The following is a 20,661-nucleotide window of genomic DNA, read 5'->3' as shown; positions in this document are numbered from 1 at the left end:
TTTTACTCCTCCTTAAACTTTTTTCTGCAACAACCCTTCATTGTTTTGCAGCCCTGCTTACATCTAGCAGTACTAAAATCACTAATTTTAATATTATATTTTTTACTAATTAAATCTACATCCTTATGAATAAGAATATCTATGAAATTTTTAGATTCCTCTAAAACCTCATTATTTAACTCGTACATAACATAATATCCATTTTTATAAGCTATTATAAGATTAGCTTCTTTAAGAACTTTTATATGCTGTGAAACTGCTGCTTCTGAAATCTCAAGATGCTTTGCAATTCCTTTTGCACATATATTCTTAGTAGATAATAAAATTAATATTTTTAATCTTGTTTCATCTCCAATAGCTTTAAAAACTTTAACTTTCTCCTTCATAAGTACCTCTTAATTTAATTATGAAACAACTCCTCTCTAAACTGTCCGAGTTGTAAATTCATCTTATCCAAATCGAAGATTTGGAGATTTATTTAAGTAATTACTTAATTAAATTGTATTCCTCTTAAGTAAATTTCTCAAAGTCATTTTAAAGCCAATTAACCTCATAATTAATTAAATAACTCTAAATTCATTATTTAAATCCACCTTTCTTCCAAATTCAGTAAATATATTATTTTTAATATTGTCCCATCACTTTTTCAATTATTCTTTATCTAAAACCATAAAAATTAACTTTAATAAAAAAAGTTCCTTAAGGAATTGTTTAACTCCTTAAGGAACTTCTAAATTTAAAATATTAACTCTTATTAAATTTCTACGGCTATTGGTTTTCTATTTTCAAACTTATAAATTTCTTTAAATCCAATTGATTTTAAAACTTCAATACTTTCTCTAATTCCTGCACCAACATCTTCTGCCTTATGAGCATCAGATCCTACAGTTATTATTCTTCCACCTAAATCATAATACATTTTTAAAATACCTATAGATGGCATAGTTTCATTAACTACTCCTCTTAATGTAGACGTATTAACTTCAATCCCTTTACCAGCCTTGATTATATTATTTAATACTTCCTCTATAGTTTCCTTATACTCATTAAAATCATAATTACCATGAGTATTAAAAGCATATCTCTTCATTAAATCTAAATGAGCTACAACATCAATATGTGGTGAAGTACAAACCTTATTTACTTCTTTAAAATATCTTCCATAGCTTTCTTCTTTCGTATTAGCACTCATATATGTAATTAGTCCAACATTATAATCAAAATTATGTACTGATCCTAATATAAAATCAAAAGGAATATTTTTAAGTATTAATCGTAATTCCTCTTCATTTTCATGTGGCTCGCAAATTTCAATTCCAGCTTTTATTGTAAGCTTGTCTTTAAAAATTTCTCTAGCTTCTCTTATTTCATCACTATACTTCTTTATATTTATATAGCCATGGCTTTTTATTCCTTCTTTAACTGCAAAGTGCTCTGTAAAACAAATCTCATTAATCCCTTGTTCTATTGCAGCTTCACAAACTGAAGTTACAGTTTCTTTACTATCAAAAGAGTTATTTGAATGAATGTGATAATCAATTAAGTACATATTATTCTCCTTACCTGCTACAAATTTTACTGTGTTAATTTAGTATAACATATAATTTAAGCTCTTACGTAAATAATAATATCTCTCTCCCCTATCTAAACCTTTACCTTATAGAATATATTATGGAAATTTATTTTTCATAATAATGTTAACTATTAACACGCCTTCATATAATAATAAAAACAAAGTTTATATTAAAAGGAGTAAGCAATGAAAAAGTATCTTTTAAAAATTTTTGCTTTACTATCGTTAACATTTTTTCTTTTAGGATGTACAAATGCAAATAATGAAATAACAACTGAAGATGAAAATTCTAATAAAACTAGCGATGAATCATCAGATAAATCACAAGATGAAAATAATAACACTGGTGATGATAATAAAAATAATAACTCTTTAAATATACAAGATAGAAACTGTAGAATATTCTTTTTTGACTCTAATGCATTAAAATTAAAGTATATAGATACAACTATTCAAGTGGAAGATGGTGCAATTATTAAAGCATTAACAAATGAACTTCAAAATACCAATCATAATGATGATTTTTTAACACTGACAAAAAAAGTTTCAATAAAATCTGCAACAATAGACATGAGTACTGATGTATTAGAAGTTGTATTTTCTGATGATTATACTAAATATATGACACTTGGAACTGCTACAGAATCTGGATTACTGTCCTCATTAATTTGCACCTATGCCTATAATTTAGGAGTAAATAAAGTATCTATTTATTTTGGTGATGAACTTTATACATGTTTACGTGGAGATTTACCAGAAGGATATTTTAATGTTGATTATTCTTTTGCTGAAGAATATGTTAAAGAAGGTATTGATAAAAACACCTCTAAAGATACTATAGTTAATAAAAATTGTAGACTTTTTTATTATCATTGTGCTGATAATTGTTATTACTATAAAGATACTGTACTTTCAGTAAAGGATAATTCTTTAATTTCACCACTTACAGAAGAGCTGAAAAAGGAAGTTAAACCTGGAATATCAATTTTACCACAAAGCCTTTATGTTAAAAGTGCAAAACTAGATAAAACTAATGACTTATTGACTGTAGATCTATCTAGTGACTATTACAATGCTATAAAAAATCTAGGAAGTGGTGCTGAAGCTGGTATTTTAGATAGTATAATGTATACCTACTGCTATAATTATGATGTTAACAATTTTATTCTTCTAATAGACAGTCAACCTTATAGTGGAAATCATATTCTACTTCAAGACAATGAATACTTTACTGTTAATTATGAGAATATTAAAGATTATTTAAAACCATTAGAATAAAAAAAAAGCTGGTACATCCCTTTCTAAATAAAATACATTTTCCATTTAAGTATTTTACTTATGTACCAGCTTAAATTTAATTTAATTTAATTATAAAATAATCCGTTCTTCCCCTATAAAAGTTCAGTTTTTAATTGAATCTCTTCAAGTCTTAAATAAAACTCTTTAAATTTATTAACTGAAAAAATCTCAAGTCCTTCTAAATCATCTTTGAAAATATACCCCAGTTCACTTAAACTATACTCAATAGTTTTATCATTTTTTAATGTAAAAATTATAGTATCCCCACACTTATTATAATTTACATTAGCTATTTGACTTTCTTCTTCCACCCTATTAATTACTTCCTTAATTATTCCTACTGACTCTTCTGCTAACTCAACTAACTTTTCCTGTGTACTCATGACCATCCCCCTAATAAAAATGTGGCTTTAAGTTCTTACAAGTTAATTATACAAAACATCTTTAAAATACCTTGTCGAATCTTGCAATACATTTTTAGTAATTTAATCCAACGCAGGTAGTCATGTATATAATATAGGTTCATAAAGGCTTATTTTTATTAAAAAAATTAATAAAATTATTAAAATCATTTAAAGTATAATATTACCTACTATTTCTCATATAATTCAAGAGGTAACTTATCTGGATCCTCAAAGAAAGTAAATTTTCTTAATGTAAATTCATCTATTCTTATAGGTTCACATTTTACCCCATTTTTTTCCAAATAACTAACAGCTTCTTCAATATCATCTACTTCAAAGGCAAGATGTCTAAGTCCTCTTGCTTCAGGATAGCTTACTCTTTCTGGAGAATTTTTAAATGAAAATAATTCTATCTGACTATCACCAAGTTCTAAATCTAACTTGTAAGATTCTCTCTCTTCTCTATAAACCTCTCTAATTACATTAAGACCTAAAATTTCAGTATAAAACCTTTTTGATATATTATAATTTGAACAAATTATTGCTACATGATGTATCTTATTTATTTTCATAACATTCTCCTTATATTTATTTATCTATATTTTTCAAATCAAACTCTCTAACTACTATTTCTGCTACCTTTTCTGCAACTAATCCTGTAAAATGAATACACTGTTCTTTATGTTCTCCTTGTCCCATATCAAATTCCTTAGTTAATATACGATAACATAAAGCATTCTTTCCATTAGCTACCTTAAAATAATCATGTAACTCCTTTGCTACCTCTAAGTTTTTTTCTACTTTAGGATCATTTTGTGTTGTTCTTCCAAAGAATAACCCTAATGCCATTACCCCTCCAGAAACAGCTCCACATAAACACTTAGATCTTCCTATCCCAACTGGAAATCCTGATGCCATTGCAATAACAATTTCAGGAATATCTAATTCAAAATTACTTCTAATACTACTCATTACAGCTTCTGAACAGAAAAATCCCCCTCTAAATAAATCCTCTGCATCCTTTTTTACCTTATTAATACTAATTTCCTTTTTCATTTTCATTTGCATTTTCAAATCCTCCTAAAGTAAGTTCATATATAACATTTTTAAAACTATTAATTAAATAAATGCATCTAATTGGTATTTTACGGAATAATATTATTTAATTCAAGAAAAAAATAAGGCAATAAATAGCTTGTCCTATTTACTGCCTTATTTTATACCCTCTTATACCATAATTGTTTTTTACCCTAATACCATAGATAAACTATAAGAAACCTTACCCATCAGCCCTTATATGTTTATAATCTCAATTCTCTAATACCCTAATGTATCTTCATACTCTTTAAGTATGGCTTCTTTTTCAGATTCTTTTACTTTCTCAGTATTCTCTTTTAATTCCTCATTCATTTCTACAACTTTTAAATCCTCAACCATATTAAATCCTCCCATTTGTATACTTTGTATACGTTCTCTTGTTATGTATTTATTATATCATATCTTTTCTATTTTTCCATATATTTTTTTAAAATTTTCTGAATTTTTTATTTTTTTATAATTTTTCACAAAAAATGTCTTAGATTATAATTTATTTCAAAAAATTACCTCTAAGACATATTATTAATCTATTATACCATCATTAAAATACCTGATATAAATAGTGCTATATAAACAAATTTAGTGAATATATCACCATTAATTTTTTTATGAACTATGTTACTTACTACTATTGCTATAAATACAAATATCATAGTTATAGCAGAAATTTTTATTATCTGAAAATTTATCTCACCATTGAATATATTTATAGTTAACATTATTATGTTTAAAGTTGCCCATAATGCACATAAAGTAGCTCTAAAGCTTGACTTATTCTTTATATTCTTAGTTGCATATACTACAACAAATGGCCCTCCACAAGTGAATGCACCATGAATTATTCCACCTATAAATAAAATGATATCTTCTAATATCCTCATTCCCTTAGATGTTTTACATTCTAAACTTTCACTTTCAGAATCCACTGCAAATTCTTCTTCATAAACTAACTTAGGTTCCTTTTTTACCTTAATAAATACATCATATAAGCCTTTAATAGCAACACCAATCATAAATATCCCTAATAATATTTTTAATGATCTTTCAGGTAAAAACTTAAATAACCACATTCCTATTGGTAATCCTAAAACCATTAATAGAGATATTTTAGCAAATTTCCTTATATCAATATATTTATAATCCCTAACTGCAATTATTATTGAAGCTATTAATACTACAACTGTCATTACTGGAACTGTAAGCTTTAACCCTATAACCATAGATGCTAAAGGTAATGCCATAATAGTTCCACCAAATCCTATTAATCCTTCAATGAAATATGTACACATAATTATAAGTGCAAATAATATAATTTCATTTAATTCCATTTTTCTATCCTCTAACCTTAGTTTTTCATTTGTGAATTTCATCCTTAATTATCTGAATATATATTTTTTTATTATCACCTACTACTAATTTATTTTTCATATTTTTAATATATAAATTAATATATCACAATGAAATATTATAAATCAAAAAATCTTACCTCTAATTTAAGTTAAATATAGCCCATAACTTTATATGTATATTTTAGTTTAAACTAGAGGTAACTAATATTAAGGAGTTAATATTGGTAATGATTCACTTTCTAATATACAATATCTAATATTATTATTTGTTAGATTACAAATCTTATTATCTAGGGTAAAATTAAATGCTACTCTTACTCTTACATTGTTTATTACAAAAATTTGACCATTTTCTCTACTCCCTAACATATTAAAAATATTTAATGCCATACTTTGATGCTGTTGCCCAATAACAAGTGTAATAACATCTGGGCATTCTCCACATTTTCTACATTCTATATACTCCTTATGCAATGCCCATATTATATTATTTCTATCTAGAATACTCCTTATTAAAGATATAACTTCGAATGTTTTACATCTTTCTCTTTCAGCAATATAACCTTTCATTTCACCTTCTATACTTCCAATTGAAGAGTTTACTATATTATTAATAACATTATAAAGATTATTAAAATATCTCTTTCTAAACTCTACAAAGCTACTTTTAAGTAAGAATTCATCATCCCACTCATTATTTTTTAATATATTTTTGCAAACTTTTTTTTCAGTTTTATAGTATTTCTTTTTTATTATTGAAACTTTCTTCCTACACAAAACCTCTTTTAATTTACTTACCTCTTGAATATCTGACGACATATATTTCCTCCAAATATATCATTCCTAATATAATTCTACAGCTAAGTAATACTTTTTATTCAATAAAAATCTGCCTTCTAGGATATAACCTATAAGGCAGATATAAACTTTATTATCATACATATTAAAAAAAATACTTAGAACACTTTATATCACTAATATTAACAATCTTATCTCTATATTCTCCTTAGCAATTAATCACCTACTCCAAAATCAGTATTATGGTATAATACCTCAATTGTTGGATGTTCATCTAAATACTTATATTCTTTTCTAAACCACTGAACTAATTCCTCATCCCTTTTAATTGAGGTAGTATTGTTAACAAAAACATTAATAGTTCCATACTTAAAGTTTTCTAAAAGAATTTTTATATCCCTTTTAATCATTTCCTTTGTTTGTCCTTTTATTCCAACCATTAAGCATACAGATTGAAAGCTCTTTGCAACTTCTTCTGCCTCTTTAAATTTAGCATTCTTATTTAGAAAATTATTTCTAAAATCATAATCAAAGGTTTCAATACCAATTTTAAATATTATAGGCACATTAAAAAAGTTTCTAATTTCATCTAGCCTATTTCTATAACACCAATGACTTTCAAAAAATAATAATTTGATTTTTTTATCATCAACTATTTTCTTTATATAATTCATAGTTTCCTTAGGAATTTCAAAACAACTACCTGAATTAATTACTTCTAGAACTCCAAATTCACCAGTTACATTATCTAAAACTTCCTTATTTAACTTATTTAATTCATCTTCATCTCTTCCATTATCATCTATGTAATCACAAAAACTACATTTCCCCCAAATACATGGGAATGATCTTAATAGAACAATTTCTCTATTATTCTTATTTGTAATTTTATTATATCTGTCCATTTTTATCTCCTACTCTTATTTAGTAATGGTAGGAAAGTGCCCTTCTGACTTCCAAAATAAATAAACCTCTAAGCTATAAACTTAGAGGTCCTATAATCAAAACATACTCTTATTAATTTATGAAAATAATAAAATTATTCTATAAATAAGCCTAGTTTTTTATAGAGGGATGGTCATACGAACCTCTCCTAGTAATCCTACTAGATTTTATAAATTTCTTTCATATTATATATTTATTTTCTATTTTTTGCAATAATATTTAACTTTACCTATGAGGTCAATCTAATATATGGATTGACCTGGCAGGTAAAGTTATGCTAAACTAATTTTGGTATTACAAGTGTATATACACTTGTCAGCTTCAAAGGGGGACTAATTAATATGAAAAAATTAAAACAATACTTAAATCATATATTTATTGATGGATTAAGTGGTATGGCTTTAGGTCTATTTTCAACCTTAATAATAGGTACTATTCTTCAACAAATAGGAAATCTTATAGATGGAAATATAGGAACTACAATATTCCTTATAGGAAAACTTGCTGCAGCCGCTACTTGTGCTGGAATAGGTGTTGGTGTAGCTTATAAGTTTAAAGAAACTCCACTTGTAGTAGTTTCAGCAGCTGTATCTGGTATGGTTGGTGGTTTTGCTACTAAAATACTTGCAGGAAGTATTATGAGTGATACAGGAGTTATTACACTTGCTGGTCCTGGTGAACCTTTAGGTGCTTTTATTGCAGCTTTAGTTGGAATTGAAATTGGACATCTTATTGCAGGAAAAACAAAAATAGATATAATACTTACTCCACTTGTTACTATTGCAGCTGGATCTTCAGTAGGGTTACTACTTAGCCCTCCAATATCACAATTCATGACATGGCTTGGAACAATAATTATGTTTGCTATGGAACAACAACCTTTTATTATGGGTATGCTTGTTTCAGTAATTATGGGTATATTACTAACTTTACCTATTAGTTCTGCTGCTATAGGAGTTATATTAAATCTTGATGGAATAACTGCTGGTGCTGCTGTAGTTGGTTGTTGTTGTCAAATGGTTGGATTTGCAGTAGCAAGCTATAGAGAAAATAAATTTGGTGGTCTTTTAGCACAAGGTGTTGGTACTTCAATGCTTCAAATACCAAATATAATAAAAAAACCAGTAATATGGTTACCTGCAATTATCTCTAGTGCAATATTAGGACCTATTTCTTCAACATTTTTAAAGATGACTAATAATGCAACTGGATCTGGTATGGGCTCTGCAGGATTTGTTGGACAAATTATGGCATACCAAACAATGACTCAAACAGCTTCATCAAAAATAGTTATGTTACAAATAATAGTTATGCACTTTGTACTTCCTGCTCTTCTTACATTTATAATTTCTGAATTTATGCGTAAGAAAGAATGGATTAAACATGGTGATATGGCTTTAGATTTATAAAAAAAATTGCCCCTGGGGCGCCCTGTAGGCACCCCAAGGGCAAACCCATTATTTTACTTCTCTTATTATAATATTATACACATCCTGATATGATAAACCACTACTTTTGCAAATATCTATAACACTGCTATACTCTGGATAAAACCTTTTTCCTGAAGACACTTCACAAATTTTAACTTTTACTTCTCCTAAGGATGTTTTAACCTTTTTTAACTCTCTATTTAGTACAGTTCTCTCCATACGCTGTCTTCTAATACCAATAGTAGTAGTTTCCTCAAATATAATTTCTTCTAGCTTTGAAATATCTTCTTCTTTACAAACTACATTTAGTTGATATGCAGGACGATTTTTTTTCATATAAACAGGAGTATAATGAACATCCCTGGCTCCAGCTTCAAAAAGCCTTTCCATTACAAAACCAAGAGCTTCTCCACTACAATCATCAATATTACTTTCAAGTTTATATATATAATCACTTTCCATTGAATTATCTTCAATTAACATAGCCCTTAATATACTAGGTCTTTCATAATTTCTTTTTCCAGCACCAATACCAATCTTCTTAACAGAAAATTTTTCTGGTAATTTACTAGAAGTAATTATAGAAGCAACAATTGCTGCACCTGTTGGTGTAACAAACTCTCCCTCTGAATCTGTTAAATGTAAACTTAATCCATTATCAGCTACAATATTTGAAACTGCAGGAACTGGAATTGGAATAACACCATGTTTACATCTAACAAATCCCCTACCCTCATATAAAACAGGAATTATTGCTTCTGTAATATTAAGATTGTCCAAACAAACTGCTACTGCTACAATATCTACAATAGAATCAACTGCACCAACTTCATGAAAATGTACTTTTTCAATATCCACACCATGAGCTTTTGCTTCTGCCTTTGCCAATATAATAAATATATCTATAGCAATTTCTTTTGCATGCTGTGTAATTTCTGCATTATTTATAACTTCAATAATTTCACTAAGACCTCTGTGTTCATGCTCCTTGTGTACTAAATGGTTATGAGTTACATTCATCTCATCTTTATCATTACCATGTAAGTACTCAATATCATGATCATGATTTTCATACTTAGCATCAAGTATTACATTAAAATCACAAGCATCAATACCACTTTTTAAAACTCTACTAATTTCTATTTCAAATCCTGTTACATTAAGACTTTTTAAAGCTTTTTGTAAAACCTCTTTATCAGCTCCTAAATCTAAAAGAGCTGCTACCATCATATCTCCACTTATTCCAGAATAACACTCTAAATATAATTTGCTACTCACTATTTTACCCCCAATCTGTTAATCTGCGTTGCAATATATCCAGCTCCATATCCATTATCAATATTAACTACTGAAATTCCATTTGCACATGAATTGATCATAGTTAAAAGAGCTGATAATCCATTCATATTAGCACCATATCCAACAGATGTTGGCACAGCAATAACAGGCTTATCTACAAGTCCACCAAGTACACTAGCAAGAGCCCCTTCCATTCCAGCAACAGCTACTACACAATTTGCACTTTGAATTACATCTAATCTAGAAAATAATCTATGAATTCCACTAACTCCAACATCATAAATTCTCTCTACATTAGTACCAAAATACTCAGCTGTTTGCGCTGCCTCTTCAGCTACAGATATATCAGCGGTTCCTGCTGTACATACTGCAATCTTACCTACTCTCTTCTTGTCCTTCTTTTCAATTTTTATAATACGAGAAATAGTATCATATTCTACTTGAGGATACCTTTTCTTAATAAATTCATATTGTTCTTGTGAAGCCCGTGTTCCAAAAACCTCGCCATCCTCTTGATATAATCTCTCAAATATTTTAAATAAATGCTCATTAGTTTTTCCACTACAAAAAATTACTTCAGCAAAACCAGATCTCAACTTGCGATGAGTATCAATCTTTGCATAACCCATTTCCTCAAATGGCTTTCTTCTAAAATATCCTTCTGCTTCTTCTATAGAAACTTCGCCATTTTTAACCTTCTCTAAAATCTCACGTGCTTCCATAATTCCCTCCATAACGTTTTATCCTATAAAATTTACAATGAAAAATAATTATCCTTCAAATACTCTTGCAACATCCTTTAATTTAGAAGTTATTTCAATATGTTGAGGACAACTCTTTTCACATTTTTTACATCCAATACAATCTGATGCTTTTCCAAAAAGCTTAGCATAATTATCATAATAAACCTTTTGAGTTGAAAGGCCCTTCTTTAAATCCTGATTTTCTGCATTAAATAATGCAAAATACTTTGGAATAGGAATATTCTTAGGACATCCATCAACACAATATTCACAAGCTGTACAAGGAATTGAAATTGATTCATTAATAATTTCTACAACCTTATTCACTATATGATATTCCTCATTACTATAAACTCTACACTCTTTCATATATTCTGTATTATCTAGTAATTGCTCCATATTAGACATTCCGCTTAATACCATAATTACACCATCTAAGCTAGCAACAAATCTTATTGCCCAAGATGGAATTGACATATTAGGACTATATTCTTTAAATAATTTTTCAGCCTCTTCTGGTACCTTTGCTAAAGTTCCACCCTTAACTGGCTCCATAACAATAATATCCTTATTATGCTTTCTTGCTACTTCATAACATTTTCTAGATTGAATTCCTTCATCTTCCCAATCGATATAATTAAGTTGTAATTGAACAAAATCAACTTCTGGATGTTCAGTTAATATTTCATCTAAAACTTCAGCTGTTGAATGAAATGAAAAACCAATTTTCTTTGCTTTTCCTTCAGCCTTTTTTTCACTTATAAACTCAAAACATTTTAATCTCTTAGCTGTAGCATAATGCTCAACTCCAAGATTATGAAGTAAATAATAATCAAAATACTCTACTCCACATTTCTCTAACTGCTCATTAAAAATTCTTTCCATATCCTCTTCTTTTTTCAAAAACATAGTTGGCATTTTAGTTGCTACTGTAAAAGCATCTCTTTTATAACGTTTTACTAATGCTTCTCTAAGTGCAATTTCACTTTTAAAAGAATGATACATATATGCAGTATCAAAGTATGTGAATCCTCTTTCTATAAAAGTATCAACCATTTTGTTTAAAGCTTCCATATCAATACTTTCTTGATTGTCAGCCTCCTTTAATGGTAATCTCATAAGTCCAAACCCTAATTTTTTTTGTTTCATTTTATACTTCACCCCATTATTAATTATATAAAAGTGAACTAAATATATTTAATCTATAACCTGCTCACTCCATACCCTAATTCTAATAATAACATCAAGAACCTATTTACTTAATATTCCCATTAATTCCATATATATATGATTTTACTACTTAAAGTTAACTCCATGTCAATATATTTTTATATAAAAAAATTCCCCTGGAATTAATTCTAAATATTGAATTAATCCAGAGGAACCTTGTCCCTAAATTATGTACTTTCCTAAAATAGTTCTTGGTGCATTAGTAAACTTATCACTAGCTCCCCAGTCAAATCTAAATAAGCCTTGACCTCCGCCTCCACCAATACTATGTACTTGTGTAATACCCTTCATATTATCCATACAAATAGTTAATGTTAATCTATTACCTGCTCTATTATAATACTTTTCATAAACAGCAACTATACTTATATGTTCTTCATCAGCTTTAACAACATGATAGTCTATTCTTTCACCAGTAAGGCTTCCCTCTACTATTTCTTTATCTAATATTTTAAATGCATCTGTTATTGGTAAGCTTACAAAAAAATTATCACTACTCATCGTAACACCCCTTTGATTTAATTATACATATTTCAAATTCTTTTGCAATACATTTTACCTTATTAAGTGATAATTTTTACTCCTTTTAACTTTATATTATACAATATATTAATCATTTAATATTAATTTTTCAGTAAAAAATAGTTCATATTTATATAAGCAGTGATTATTTAACTTACTATAACCACTGCTTATGATAATATACTATTTAATTTTAACTTCTTTCATTGATCTTCCCTTTTTAGACCAAATAGGTACATTAACAACGTATTTTTCAATTATGTCTACACCAATTTCTTTAGCCTCTTCCTCTTGAATCATTTCCTTTATTTCATTTAAAATTTCTTCTAAGCTTTTCTCTTGAACTATAGCATATAAAAACTTTAAAAACTCATCTACTTCCTCTTCAGACATAATAAAATAATTTAAAAACCTTCTCTTAAAATCTTTTGCATAACTATTATTTACTTCCCAATTACTCTTAGCTAATGATAATAATTCACTCTCTGAAAACTTTCTATAATCTTTATTTTTCATTTTTCTATTAATTTCATTATAAAGATTAACATAATTATCAATATTAGAATTAAATACAAAAATACCTTCAACAATATAATCATCACTATATTTAGAGCTTTCCCTTAAAATATTTACTAAGTATTCATGATCATATTCTTCATTTAAGTATTGCTTTACAAATTGAATAATTTGATATTCCTCTAATAAACCGTATGCCCTAACCATTCCCCTATATAAGCTTATAATTTTAGTGTTATTTTTAATTTTACGTCTAACTTGGAAATCATCTAATTTTTTAACAATTTCTTCAGTTATAGTTGGCATTATAAATATCTTTTTTCCTTCATTATTTTCTGTTGGAAATATTGCTCCGATATCAGCAAAATAATCTATATAAATTCCATCCTCATCAGATATATTATTAAAAATTCTTTCACCATTATTTTTATAATACTTTTTTAAGGCTTTAAGTGCTTTTTCATCTAAAAGCTGTAACTTATCTAATATAAGCTTTTCATAAGACTCTAATATAAGCTCCTTTAATTCCTGCTTTTTATACTTATATACCCTTTTAATATCTAAAGCTTCAGCAATTTTAGATAATCTCTCTCTTGTAATAGATGATAACAGTTCATTTAAATCTCTAGAATATGGTGTACTTTTAAATTGCCTTTCAATCTTTTTAGTATTTGATTCTCTTATAGAATTACATAACTTTTCCATAGCAATTAATATATTATTAAGTTCTTCATTATATTTATCTTCACCATTTTTTTGCTTGAATTCTTCTAAATCAAGGCTTTTATACTCCTTATTGACGCACTCCTCACATAACCATAATTGTAAATTGACATCAAAAAAGATAGCATCTTTCCCACACTTCTCACACTTTTGTTTCATTCTCACGACCTCCATTCTTTACCCTTTACGCCTTTATAATTCTTTCCAAATAATTTAAAATTTAGTCGCATTTTATGTAAGTTTTGTGCTTTTAAAATGCAAAAGTAGTACTTTAGATATATTTAACCTAAGTACTACTTTATAATATTTCTTTATAATATTAATATTCCTAAAAGTTATAAACTGTTACTCTTTTTCAACTAACACTCCTTCTTCTTTCTTATATCCCATAATAGCTAATGATATTACCAGTGGAATACATGAAATTAAAATAGCTTTTTTGCCTATATTTACTGAAAAAATACCACCAATAAAAGCTCCTATACAAAAAATTACTATTATAAAATAATATTGCAATGCTATCTTTAAATAGCTTTTATTTTTAGTTCTCATAAAAGTAACTATTTTCTCTGTTCCACTTCGTAAATTACCAGTGCACATAGTAGTAGCATAAGCATTTCCATGAAATTTTCTAAAGCTTTCTACCTGCATTGCACAAATCAATGAAACCAAAGTATTAGTAATATAATCATATGGTATAAAGGCTACACATATAAGTAAAACTATTTCTATTGCTAAAACCCCTTGTCTCCAATGTATTTTTTCATGCTCTAATAATTTATTTCTTATAATTTCTGCTAAAAAAACACCAATGGCAAAAGCAATAATTGGAACTATATATTTAAAAGTATCACTAATATTTCCTTCTAAAAAACTAATTCCAAGCATCACCATATTACCTGTTTGAGCATTTGCAAATACCTTTCCCCTACATAAATAAGTATATGCATCTAAAAATCCTCCTGTTAATGCTAATAAAACTCCTACCCTTAGTGATTCTGAATACTGCTTTTTTTTACTCATAAATACATACACCTCCTTATTTAATAATATTAAGCAGAGAACTATTTTAATTAATAGCTCTCTGCTTATCTTATTTTTATATATAAATATCTGAAAACTCTATATTTATTCTAGTTACCAATCCATTAGATGAATAATCACAATAAGTTTTGTTAACGTAATCTTCCCCTTTTAATACCTTACAAGGTAATTTTACAGTAAACTCACTTCCAACTCCAACTTCACTTTTAACTTTTATTGTAGCACCCTGAATTTTTACTAGGTCCTTTACTAAAGATAATCCTATACCGCTACCCTCACTTCTTTTTCTCAATCTATTCTCTACCTGCTTGAATCTATCAAAAATAACTGGTAATTTATCCATTGGTATTCCAATTCCATTATCTTTTACAGTTATATTAAATGTATCTCCACAATCATTTAATATAACCTCTATCTTACCTGGAGAATTAGTATACTTAATACTATTTGAAAGTAAATTAAGTATTGTCCTCTCTAACTTTTCTAAATCAAAAGCAATTACTTTCTCCTCTACATTAGTATCAAAAATTAAATTAATATCATTTTGTTTAGCAAATTCAGCTACAGACATTGCTATGTTTTCCATAAAACAAACTATATCTTGATTTTTCGGATTATATTTATAAAAGCCACAATCAAATTTAGTAGAATCAATTAAATTATTAACCAATCTTAATAATCTTTTGGAATTCTGATTTATTATTTCAATATAATTTTTTAATCTTACATTTTTTTCTAACGAATCTTTTTCTAACAATTCTAAAGTTTGCAGAGAACTAAAAATTAAATTTAAAGGTGTTCTTAACTCATGTGATAAATTAGCAAAAAACTCTAACCTTAATCTTTCCATTTCCGTTCTATGAGAAACATCTCTGCCAATAACAATAATACCAACTAAATTACCATAGCTATCAAAAAACGGTTCCTTAATTATTTCAAACATTTTCACTTTATCTTTAATAGTTACTTGTTCAATATAAACTTTTCTCTTTTTATTATTAATTACTTCTAAGTCAGATTCTAACGTATTTTCATGTATATCCATTAGCTTGTCAATACTTGAAGCATCTTTTCCTATAACTTCTTCTCTTGTAAGATTTAAATCCTTTAAAAAACTATTATTACAATCTAAATAAATCCCATTAGTATCTTTACAAACTATATGATAAGGAATGTTATTATTAAGTACTCGTAATAGCATATTTTCCTTAGCTACTTCTTCGAGCTTACCAATAACATTCTCAAATGCACCTATTATACCAATAATTTTATTATCACAATATACTGCATATCTATGTAAAAAATAAACATTATCATTTAATTTACATATTTTTTTACTATAAGGCCTATTTTCCCTAATAAAATCCTCCGATGATTTTATATATAAATTTCCAATATCCCTTTCATACAAGTCAACATCTGTTAATCCATTAATATCCTTACCATTATATCCTGAAAGTTTTTTAAATAAATCACTTCCATCAACATATCTATTATTTATGTCCTTTACGAAAAAAAACTCATAAGTATTTTTTATATAATTATATATTTCTTTTAAAATACATTCTTCTAAATATAATAAAACATTTTTATCATCCACCTTTTGTACTGTAATCTTAATAAAGTTCATTAACTTTTTTATATATTTAATATAAGTTAAATTTTCTTCACTAATTACTATATCATTTTTAAATTCAGGAAAAATATTAAGAAAATCTTTATTTATAAGCTCTTCTGAATTTAAGTCTAAAATAGATAATACTTTATTATTTACATATTCAATACTCATTTTTAAAGAACCATTTGTTAATTTTTCATATTTTGCATATATTATAGCTATAGGCATTTTTTCAAAAATTTTTTTATATTCATTCATATTTACCCTCATAATTTAAATACCAGTTACTTAAAATTATTATTTAATGAAATTTAATCTATTTTTTAATTATAGTATATTTCTACAAATAATACCAATAAATTTTAAAAGTAGTGCTTATTTCCTTACGAAACAAGCACTACTTAAATTACTTTTCATATAAATAATAAATTCATTCCTTAATTTTCAAATATTTTTGTAATTGTATATAAACTATATATCTTAAATAGTTTTAATCATTCTATATAAAGTATGAGAATAATAAGACTCCTCCTTTTCAAAAACAAAATCTAATTTTTCATAAAAACTTTTAACACCAGAATCCTTTGCTAGTAATGAACAAACCTTATAACCTTGTTTTTTTGCACTTTTTTCCGCTAATTTTATAAGTGCTTTTCCAATTCCCTTACCTCTAAAATCCTCTAAAGTAGCTAAATTTGCAATATAAAGCTCATTTTCTTCACATTCATAAAAATTTAATTCTAAAATAACGTCCTTTAAAAATCTAATTTTATTTTTCATTCCTTTAATATGCTTAAATAACTTAAGACTTGTTATCAAATCTAGTTTTGATAACTCGTTGCCCTTTAATAATATTATAGCTCCACAAACCTTCCCATATAGTTCAGCAACTTCAACATTGTTATAGGAATACCTAGAACCCTCACTTTCAACTAGCCATTTTATTCTATCTATTATTTCTTCCCTACTTCCATAACCCCAGACGTGCTCTGGATCATCTTCTGTTTTATAAACTAATTCTGCTATAAATTCCGAGTCTCCTTTTGTTGCTTCTCTTAACGTGAAACTTTCCATAAACTTACCTTCTTTTTTTAATATAATAAAAATCTCTATATACTTATTATATTTTTTACTCATTCTAGATTTAAGGCTTTCTGGATGTTAAAATATGTACTTTTATGTTGATAAATCTTTAATATACTTACCATTATTTAATACAAATGTACTTAACATAATATAATAAAAAAAGAGCCGTATCAAAACTATCAATTCACCTAATAAGTAAAGTGTGTAAAATAGAGTTTTGATACAACCCTTTTAAAGTTATTATTTTTTATTATGCTTACATTGATGTTTTACAACTAGTTCATATAATGTAGCAACAGGTGCTCCTGTTCCACCCTTTGGTGTAACATCATTTCCAGCATCAGTCCAAGAAGTTCCTGCTATATCTAAATGTAACCAAGGTTTATCTTGTACAAATTCCTCAATAAACATACCTGCTGTAATTGTTCCTGCATTACGTCCACCAATATTCTTAAGATCTGCAAAATCTCCCTTATAAAGCTTCTTAAAGCATTTATCATTAGGTAATCTCCAGAACTTTTCCCCAGTTCTTCTTGCAGCAACTAATAGCTCTTCATAAAAGGCATCATCATTGCTTACTACACCTGTTATTTCAGTTCCAAGTGCTACTAATACAGCTCCAGTAAGAGTTGCAACATCTACTACTTTATCTACATTTTCTTTTTCAATAATATAAGTAACTGCATCTACTAAAGTTAATCTACCTTCTGCATCAGTATTTAAAACTTCAATAGTTTTACCAGCCATAGAACCAATTATATCACCTGGCTTATAGCTTCCACCAGAAATAGCATTTTCACAAGCTGCTACAACTGCTACAACATTTTTTTCTACTTTATTTTCAGCTAAAGCCTTCATTGTTCCAATAACAGCTGCAGCTCCACCCATATCACTCTTCATAGTATCCATAGATGCTGATGGTTTAAGAGAATATCCTCCAGTATCAAAAGTAAGACCTTTTCCTACAAGTCCAACTCTTTCATCACTATTAGCATTACCTATGTATCTCATAACAATTAATCTTGGCTTATGAACTGAACCCTTACCAACTTCTAAGAATGCTTTCATTCCTAACTCTTCTATTTGCTTTTCGTCGAATACTTCAACTTCAAATCCACTTTCTTTTCCAGCTTCTACAGCTCTCTTAGCTAAAGTTTCTGGATATAATATATTAGCTGGTTCATTTACAAGATCACGAGCTAAAATTATACCATCTGCAATATTACTTGCTTCAGCAATTTTTTCTCTCATCTTATCAAATTTTTCTTTTGGTCCACCTATTATAGTTACCTTTGGTTCATAAGCTTCTTGATTTTGCTTATACTTATCAAATTTATAGCTAGCTAACTTTATACCTTGTACTATAGACTTAGTAACTCCACCAGTACATAATCCATTAGCTTTTATAAAGTTAATGCTTAAGTCATCTATTTTTAACTTTTCTGCTTGTTTAATCCCTCTAGCTACTGCATTTATTAAATCTGTTCTTTCTAAGTCTTCATATTTTCCAAGACCTACAAAAATTTCATAATTTAATTCATTAGTAGTTTTATAAAATACTTGACCACTTTTTCCTTCAAAAACTTTTTTGGCTTTTAAAACTTCAACTACTTCATTATTTGCTGGCTTATCTTCATATACAAGATTAATAGCACCTTGGAAGCTACCAACAGTTAAATCCTTTACTTCTATTATCATTTTCTCTCTCCTAACTATAGTTTTTATTATTTAATAACTTTTCTTTATTATACTACAAATATATACAAGGTCAATCCACATATTGGTTATATTTGTACATATTATTTCATTTTATGTTAAATATTTAAAATCAACTTTTCTTCCCATATCAAATTGGACAAAATCATCATTAGATAATAACTTATTTAAATCTACACATTGTACTCTTTGGTTTTCATATGTAACCCAATAAAATTTTAGTGATTCTGAGCACATTACTGATGTTTTAATCTATGCCAAGAGTAGTTTGGACTATTAGTCATAACTCCCATAGAATTACGATAAATTTGTACCCCTTGTTCATCACTTTCAATAATTATTGTTTCTCCAGTTCTATCTGTAAATGCCCAGTGGATTGTTAGTATCATTCCAAGCATAGGCATAGCTAATATTGTAACCTTATTATTAAGAGCATCAACTACCTCTTCTACATCTGAACATTGTGTTAAAATATATGTAGCAACAAAAGGTGGTTGAAGTGGTAATGTTCCTTCCTTTGCTTCTGATGGATAATGAGCAAAATTTCCAAAATATACCTGTTCTCCCATTAAGACTTTTTCATTAATACCTTCATATAAAACAGGTGTAGACTCAATAAGAAGTGAACCTGTTCCTACTGCTGCATATTTAGATGTAGTTTTTGTATCTTTAAAACTTCTTTTATATTAATCATATCTTACCTCGTATAAATAAATATATTTTTTAATATTAATATCTTTTACAAAATCAAGCTTAGTAATTCATACTCCTATACCCTATTTACTTATTAAATTTTTAATATATCTAGACTATTATTTATTTTTATTTATAATACTAAATAAATAATATTTACATTTAAGGAGGAAATATATATGAAATATTTTGTTGTTGAAGGTATATTAAAAGCTACTGATAAAATAAATGATACTATTATGACTGAACATATGGCTTATACCCAAAAAGCAATGAATTCTGGACTTATATTAATGTCTGGACTTAAATCTGATATGAGCGGTGGTATATTTGTAATAAAAGCTGACTCTGTTGAAAAAATTAATGATTATTTAAATAATGAACCCTTTAAGGTTTATGGAATACAAGATTATAAAGTTACAGAGTTTGATGCTCACTATTTCAATGAATCACCTTCAGAATGGTTTAGAAAATAATAATAAAGCAGTAGTTAAAAAAATGATATGCTCCCTTTATAGTAGACAGTTAAAATAATAAAACTGTCATTACTATAGAGGGAGCAATTTTTATGGGAA

The 20,661-nt window shown here is 27.4% G+C and carries 20 protein-coding genes, 1 pseudogene and 1 riboswitch; of the genes and pseudogenes, 3 read left to right on the top strand and 18 right to left on the bottom strand.

Going from position 1 to position 20,661, the window contains the following annotated elements:
* Positions 1 to 2: 2 nt before the first annotated feature.
* Positions 3 to 386: an ArsR/SmtB family transcription factor gene (locus HCG76_RS15825; RefSeq protein ID WP_221701251.1), complete on the bottom strand. Its 384-nt coding sequence runs from the start codon at positions 384 to 386 to the stop codon at positions 3 to 5.
* 368 nt (positions 387 to 754) lie between these two features.
* A complete protein-coding gene (locus tag HCG76_RS15820; RefSeq protein WP_221701250.1) occupies positions 755 to 1,549 on the bottom strand; it encodes a histidinol-phosphatase HisJ family protein in 795 nt (264 codons plus the stop codon).
* A 210-nt stretch (positions 1,550 to 1,759) separates the two neighbouring features.
* On the opposite strand from HCG76_RS15820, the gene HCG76_RS15815 reads away from it, so the two are divergent.
* Positions 1,760 to 2,851 (top strand): GerMN domain-containing protein, encoded by a 1,092-nt coding sequence (locus HCG76_RS15815; RefSeq protein WP_221701249.1) that lies wholly within the window; start codon positions 1,760 to 1,762, stop codon positions 2,849 to 2,851.
* 113 nt (positions 2,852 to 2,964) lie between these two features.
* Here HCG76_RS15815 and HCG76_RS15810 read toward each other — a convergent pair whose 3' ends face one another.
* The 6 genes from HCG76_RS15810 to HCG76_RS15785 all read right to left on the bottom strand — a co-directional run bounded on the left by HCG76_RS15810 (position 2,965) and on the right by HCG76_RS15785 (position 7,426).
* Complete coding sequence (locus HCG76_RS15810; RefSeq protein WP_221701248.1) at positions 2,965 to 3,255, bottom strand: hypothetical protein; 291 nt, start codon at positions 3,253 to 3,255, stop codon at positions 2,965 to 2,967.
* Positions 3,256 to 3,464: 209 nt separating this feature from the next.
* Positions 3,465 to 3,848 carry an SMU1112c/YaeR family gloxylase I-like metalloprotein gene (gloA2, locus tag HCG76_RS15805; protein WP_221701247.1) on the bottom strand — a complete coding sequence of 128 codons (384 nt, stop codon included), beginning with the start codon at positions 3,846 to 3,848 and terminating at the stop codon, positions 3,465 to 3,467.
* Positions 3,849 to 3,864: 16 nt separating this feature from the next.
* Complete coding sequence (locus HCG76_RS15800) at positions 3,865 to 4,338, bottom strand: C-GCAxxG-C-C family protein (protein ID WP_221701264.1); 474 nt, start codon at positions 4,336 to 4,338, stop codon at positions 3,865 to 3,867.
* Between the two features lie 566 nt (positions 4,339 to 4,904).
* Positions 4,905 to 5,702 (bottom strand): sulfite exporter TauE/SafE family protein, encoded by a 798-nt coding sequence (locus HCG76_RS15795; protein ID WP_221701246.1) that lies wholly within the window; start codon positions 5,700 to 5,702, stop codon positions 4,905 to 4,907.
* Between the two features lie 228 nt (positions 5,703 to 5,930).
* On the bottom strand, positions 5,931 to 6,542 hold the full coding sequence (locus HCG76_RS15790; RefSeq protein ID WP_221701245.1) for a hypothetical protein: 612 nt from the start codon (positions 6,540 to 6,542) through the stop codon (positions 5,931 to 5,933).
* Between the two features lie 194 nt (positions 6,543 to 6,736).
* Entirely contained in the window at positions 6,737 to 7,426 is a 690-nt protein-coding gene (locus HCG76_RS15785) for a radical SAM protein (protein WP_221701244.1), read from the bottom strand.
* Positions 7,427 to 7,571: 145 nt separating this feature from the next.
* Positions 7,572 to 7,618: riboswitch (PreQ1 riboswitch) on the bottom strand.
* 189 nt (positions 7,619 to 7,807) lie between these two features.
* Here HCG76_RS15785 and HCG76_RS15780 point away from each other — a divergent pair.
* Complete coding sequence (locus HCG76_RS15780) at positions 7,808 to 8,875, top strand: PTS transporter subunit IIC (protein ID WP_221701243.1); 1,068 nt, start codon at positions 7,808 to 7,810, stop codon at positions 8,873 to 8,875.
* Positions 8,876 to 8,923: 48 nt separating this feature from the next.
* Here the strand turns inward: HCG76_RS15780 and larC are convergent, their stop codons facing one another.
* From larC to HCG76_RS15730, 10 genes and pseudogenes are all read right to left on the bottom strand, one after another.
* On the bottom strand, positions 8,924 to 10,174 hold the full coding sequence (gene larC, locus HCG76_RS15775; RefSeq protein WP_221701242.1) for a nickel pincer cofactor biosynthesis protein LarC: 1,251 nt from the start codon (positions 10,172 to 10,174) through the stop codon (positions 8,924 to 8,926).
* Positions 10,174 to 10,917, bottom strand: a complete 744-nt coding sequence (gene larB, locus HCG76_RS15770) for a nickel pincer cofactor biosynthesis protein LarB (RefSeq protein ID WP_221701241.1) — start codon at positions 10,915 to 10,917, stop codon at positions 10,174 to 10,176. The genes larC and larB overlap by 1 nt, the downstream gene beginning before the upstream one ends.
* A gap of 48 nt (positions 10,918 to 10,965) precedes the next feature.
* Positions 10,966 to 12,087 (bottom strand): aldo/keto reductase, encoded by a 1,122-nt coding sequence (locus tag HCG76_RS15765; protein ID WP_221701240.1) that lies wholly within the window; start codon positions 12,085 to 12,087, stop codon positions 10,966 to 10,968.
* A 243-nt stretch (positions 12,088 to 12,330) separates the two neighbouring features.
* Complete coding sequence (locus HCG76_RS15760; RefSeq protein WP_221701239.1) at positions 12,331 to 12,669, bottom strand: DUF6054 family protein; 339 nt, start codon at positions 12,667 to 12,669, stop codon at positions 12,331 to 12,333.
* A 204-nt stretch (positions 12,670 to 12,873) separates the two neighbouring features.
* Positions 12,874 to 14,088 (bottom strand): hypothetical protein, encoded by a 1,215-nt coding sequence (locus HCG76_RS15755; RefSeq protein WP_221701238.1) that lies wholly within the window; start codon positions 14,086 to 14,088, stop codon positions 12,874 to 12,876.
* A 186-nt stretch (positions 14,089 to 14,274) separates the two neighbouring features.
* On the bottom strand, positions 14,275 to 14,952 hold the full coding sequence (locus tag HCG76_RS15750) for a YoaK family protein (RefSeq protein ID WP_221701237.1): 678 nt from the start codon (positions 14,950 to 14,952) through the stop codon (positions 14,275 to 14,277).
* Positions 14,953 to 15,028: 76 nt separating this feature from the next.
* The gene (locus HCG76_RS15745) at positions 15,029 to 16,849 is read right to left on the bottom strand and encodes a PAS domain-containing sensor histidine kinase (protein WP_221701236.1); all 1,821 of its coding nucleotides are present in this window, start codon (positions 16,847 to 16,849) and stop codon (positions 15,029 to 15,031) included.
* Between the two features lie 222 nt (positions 16,850 to 17,071).
* On the bottom strand, positions 17,072 to 17,665 hold the full coding sequence (locus HCG76_RS15740; RefSeq protein ID WP_221701235.1) for a GNAT family N-acetyltransferase: 594 nt from the start codon (positions 17,663 to 17,665) through the stop codon (positions 17,072 to 17,074).
* Positions 17,666 to 17,917: 252 nt separating this feature from the next.
* Positions 17,918 to 19,375 (bottom strand): leucyl aminopeptidase, encoded by a 1,458-nt coding sequence (locus HCG76_RS15735; protein WP_221701234.1) that lies wholly within the window; start codon positions 19,373 to 19,375, stop codon positions 17,918 to 17,920.
* A 254-nt stretch (positions 19,376 to 19,629) separates the two neighbouring features.
* A pseudogene (locus tag HCG76_RS15730) lies at positions 19,630 to 20,052 on the bottom strand (linear amide C-N hydrolase); the annotation flags it as partial.
* A 213-nt stretch (positions 20,053 to 20,265) separates the two neighbouring features.
* Here HCG76_RS15730 and HCG76_RS15725 point away from each other — a divergent pair.
* The gene (locus HCG76_RS15725; RefSeq protein ID WP_221701233.1) at positions 20,266 to 20,562 is read left to right on the top strand and encodes a YciI family protein; all 297 of its coding nucleotides are present in this window, start codon (positions 20,266 to 20,268) and stop codon (positions 20,560 to 20,562) included.
* The last annotated feature ends 99 nt before the right edge of the window (positions 20,563 to 20,661 follow it).

This window comes from Clostridium sp. K13, assembly GCF_019734195.1.
Lineage (GTDB): Bacteria > Bacillota > Clostridia > Clostridiales > Clostridiaceae > Clostridium.
Note: the sequence above shows the minus strand (reverse complement) of the source record. Positions and strands in the feature narration are given on the sequence as shown.

Coding starts and splice junctions, on each gene's coding strand:
- HCG76_RS15825 (WP_221701251.1), bottom strand. CDS start 386: ATGAAGGAGAAAGTTAAAGTTTTTAAAGCTATTGGAGATGAAACAAGA.
- HCG76_RS15820 (WP_221701250.1), bottom strand. CDS start 1,549: ATGTACTTAATTGATTATCACATTCATTCAAATAACTCTTTTGATAGT.
- HCG76_RS15815 (WP_221701249.1), top strand. CDS start 1,760: ATGAAAAAGTATCTTTTAAAAATTTTTGCTTTACTATCGTTAACATTT.
- HCG76_RS15810 (WP_221701248.1), bottom strand. CDS start 3,255: ATGAGTACACAGGAAAAGTTAGTTGAGTTAGCAGAAGAGTCAGTAGGA.
- gloA2 (WP_221701247.1), bottom strand. CDS start 3,848: ATGAAAATAAATAAGATACATCATGTAGCAATAATTTGTTCAAATTAT.
- HCG76_RS15800 (WP_221701264.1), bottom strand. CDS start 4,338: ATGAAAATGAAAAAGGAAATTAGTATTAATAAGGTAAAAAAGGATGCA.
- HCG76_RS15795 (WP_221701246.1), bottom strand. CDS start 5,702: ATGGAATTAAATGAAATTATATTATTTGCACTTATAATTATGTGTACA.
- HCG76_RS15790 (WP_221701245.1), bottom strand. CDS start 6,542: ATGTCGTCAGATATTCAAGAGGTAAGTAAATTAAAAGAGGTTTTGTGT.
- HCG76_RS15785 (WP_221701244.1), bottom strand. CDS start 7,426: ATGGACAGATATAATAAAATTACAAATAAGAATAATAGAGAAATTGTT.
- HCG76_RS15780 (WP_221701243.1), top strand. CDS start 7,808: ATGAAAAAATTAAAACAATACTTAAATCATATATTTATTGATGGATTA.
- larB (WP_221701241.1), bottom strand. CDS start 10,917: ATGGAAGCACGTGAGATTTTAGAGAAGGTTAAAAATGGCGAAGTTTCT.
- HCG76_RS15765 (WP_221701240.1), bottom strand. CDS start 12,087: ATGAAACAAAAAAAATTAGGGTTTGGACTTATGAGATTACCATTAAAG.
- HCG76_RS15760 (WP_221701239.1), bottom strand. CDS start 12,669: ATGAGTAGTGATAATTTTTTTGTAAGCTTACCAATAACAGATGCATTT.
- HCG76_RS15755 (WP_221701238.1), bottom strand. CDS start 14,088: ATGAAACAAAAGTGTGAGAAGTGTGGGAAAGATGCTATCTTTTTTGAT.
- HCG76_RS15750 (WP_221701237.1), bottom strand. CDS start 14,952: ATGAGTAAAAAAAAGCAGTATTCAGAATCACTAAGGGTAGGAGTTTTA.
- HCG76_RS15745 (WP_221701236.1), bottom strand. CDS start 16,849: ATGAATGAATATAAAAAAATTTTTGAAAAAATGCCTATAGCTATAATA.
- HCG76_RS15740 (WP_221701235.1), bottom strand. CDS start 17,665: ATGGAAAGTTTCACGTTAAGAGAAGCAACAAAAGGAGACTCGGAATTT.
- HCG76_RS15735 (WP_221701234.1), bottom strand. CDS start 19,375: ATGATAATAGAAGTAAAGGATTTAACTGTTGGTAGCTTCCAAGGTGCT.
- HCG76_RS15725 (WP_221701233.1), top strand. CDS start 20,266: ATGAAATATTTTGTTGTTGAAGGTATATTAAAAGCTACTGATAAAATA.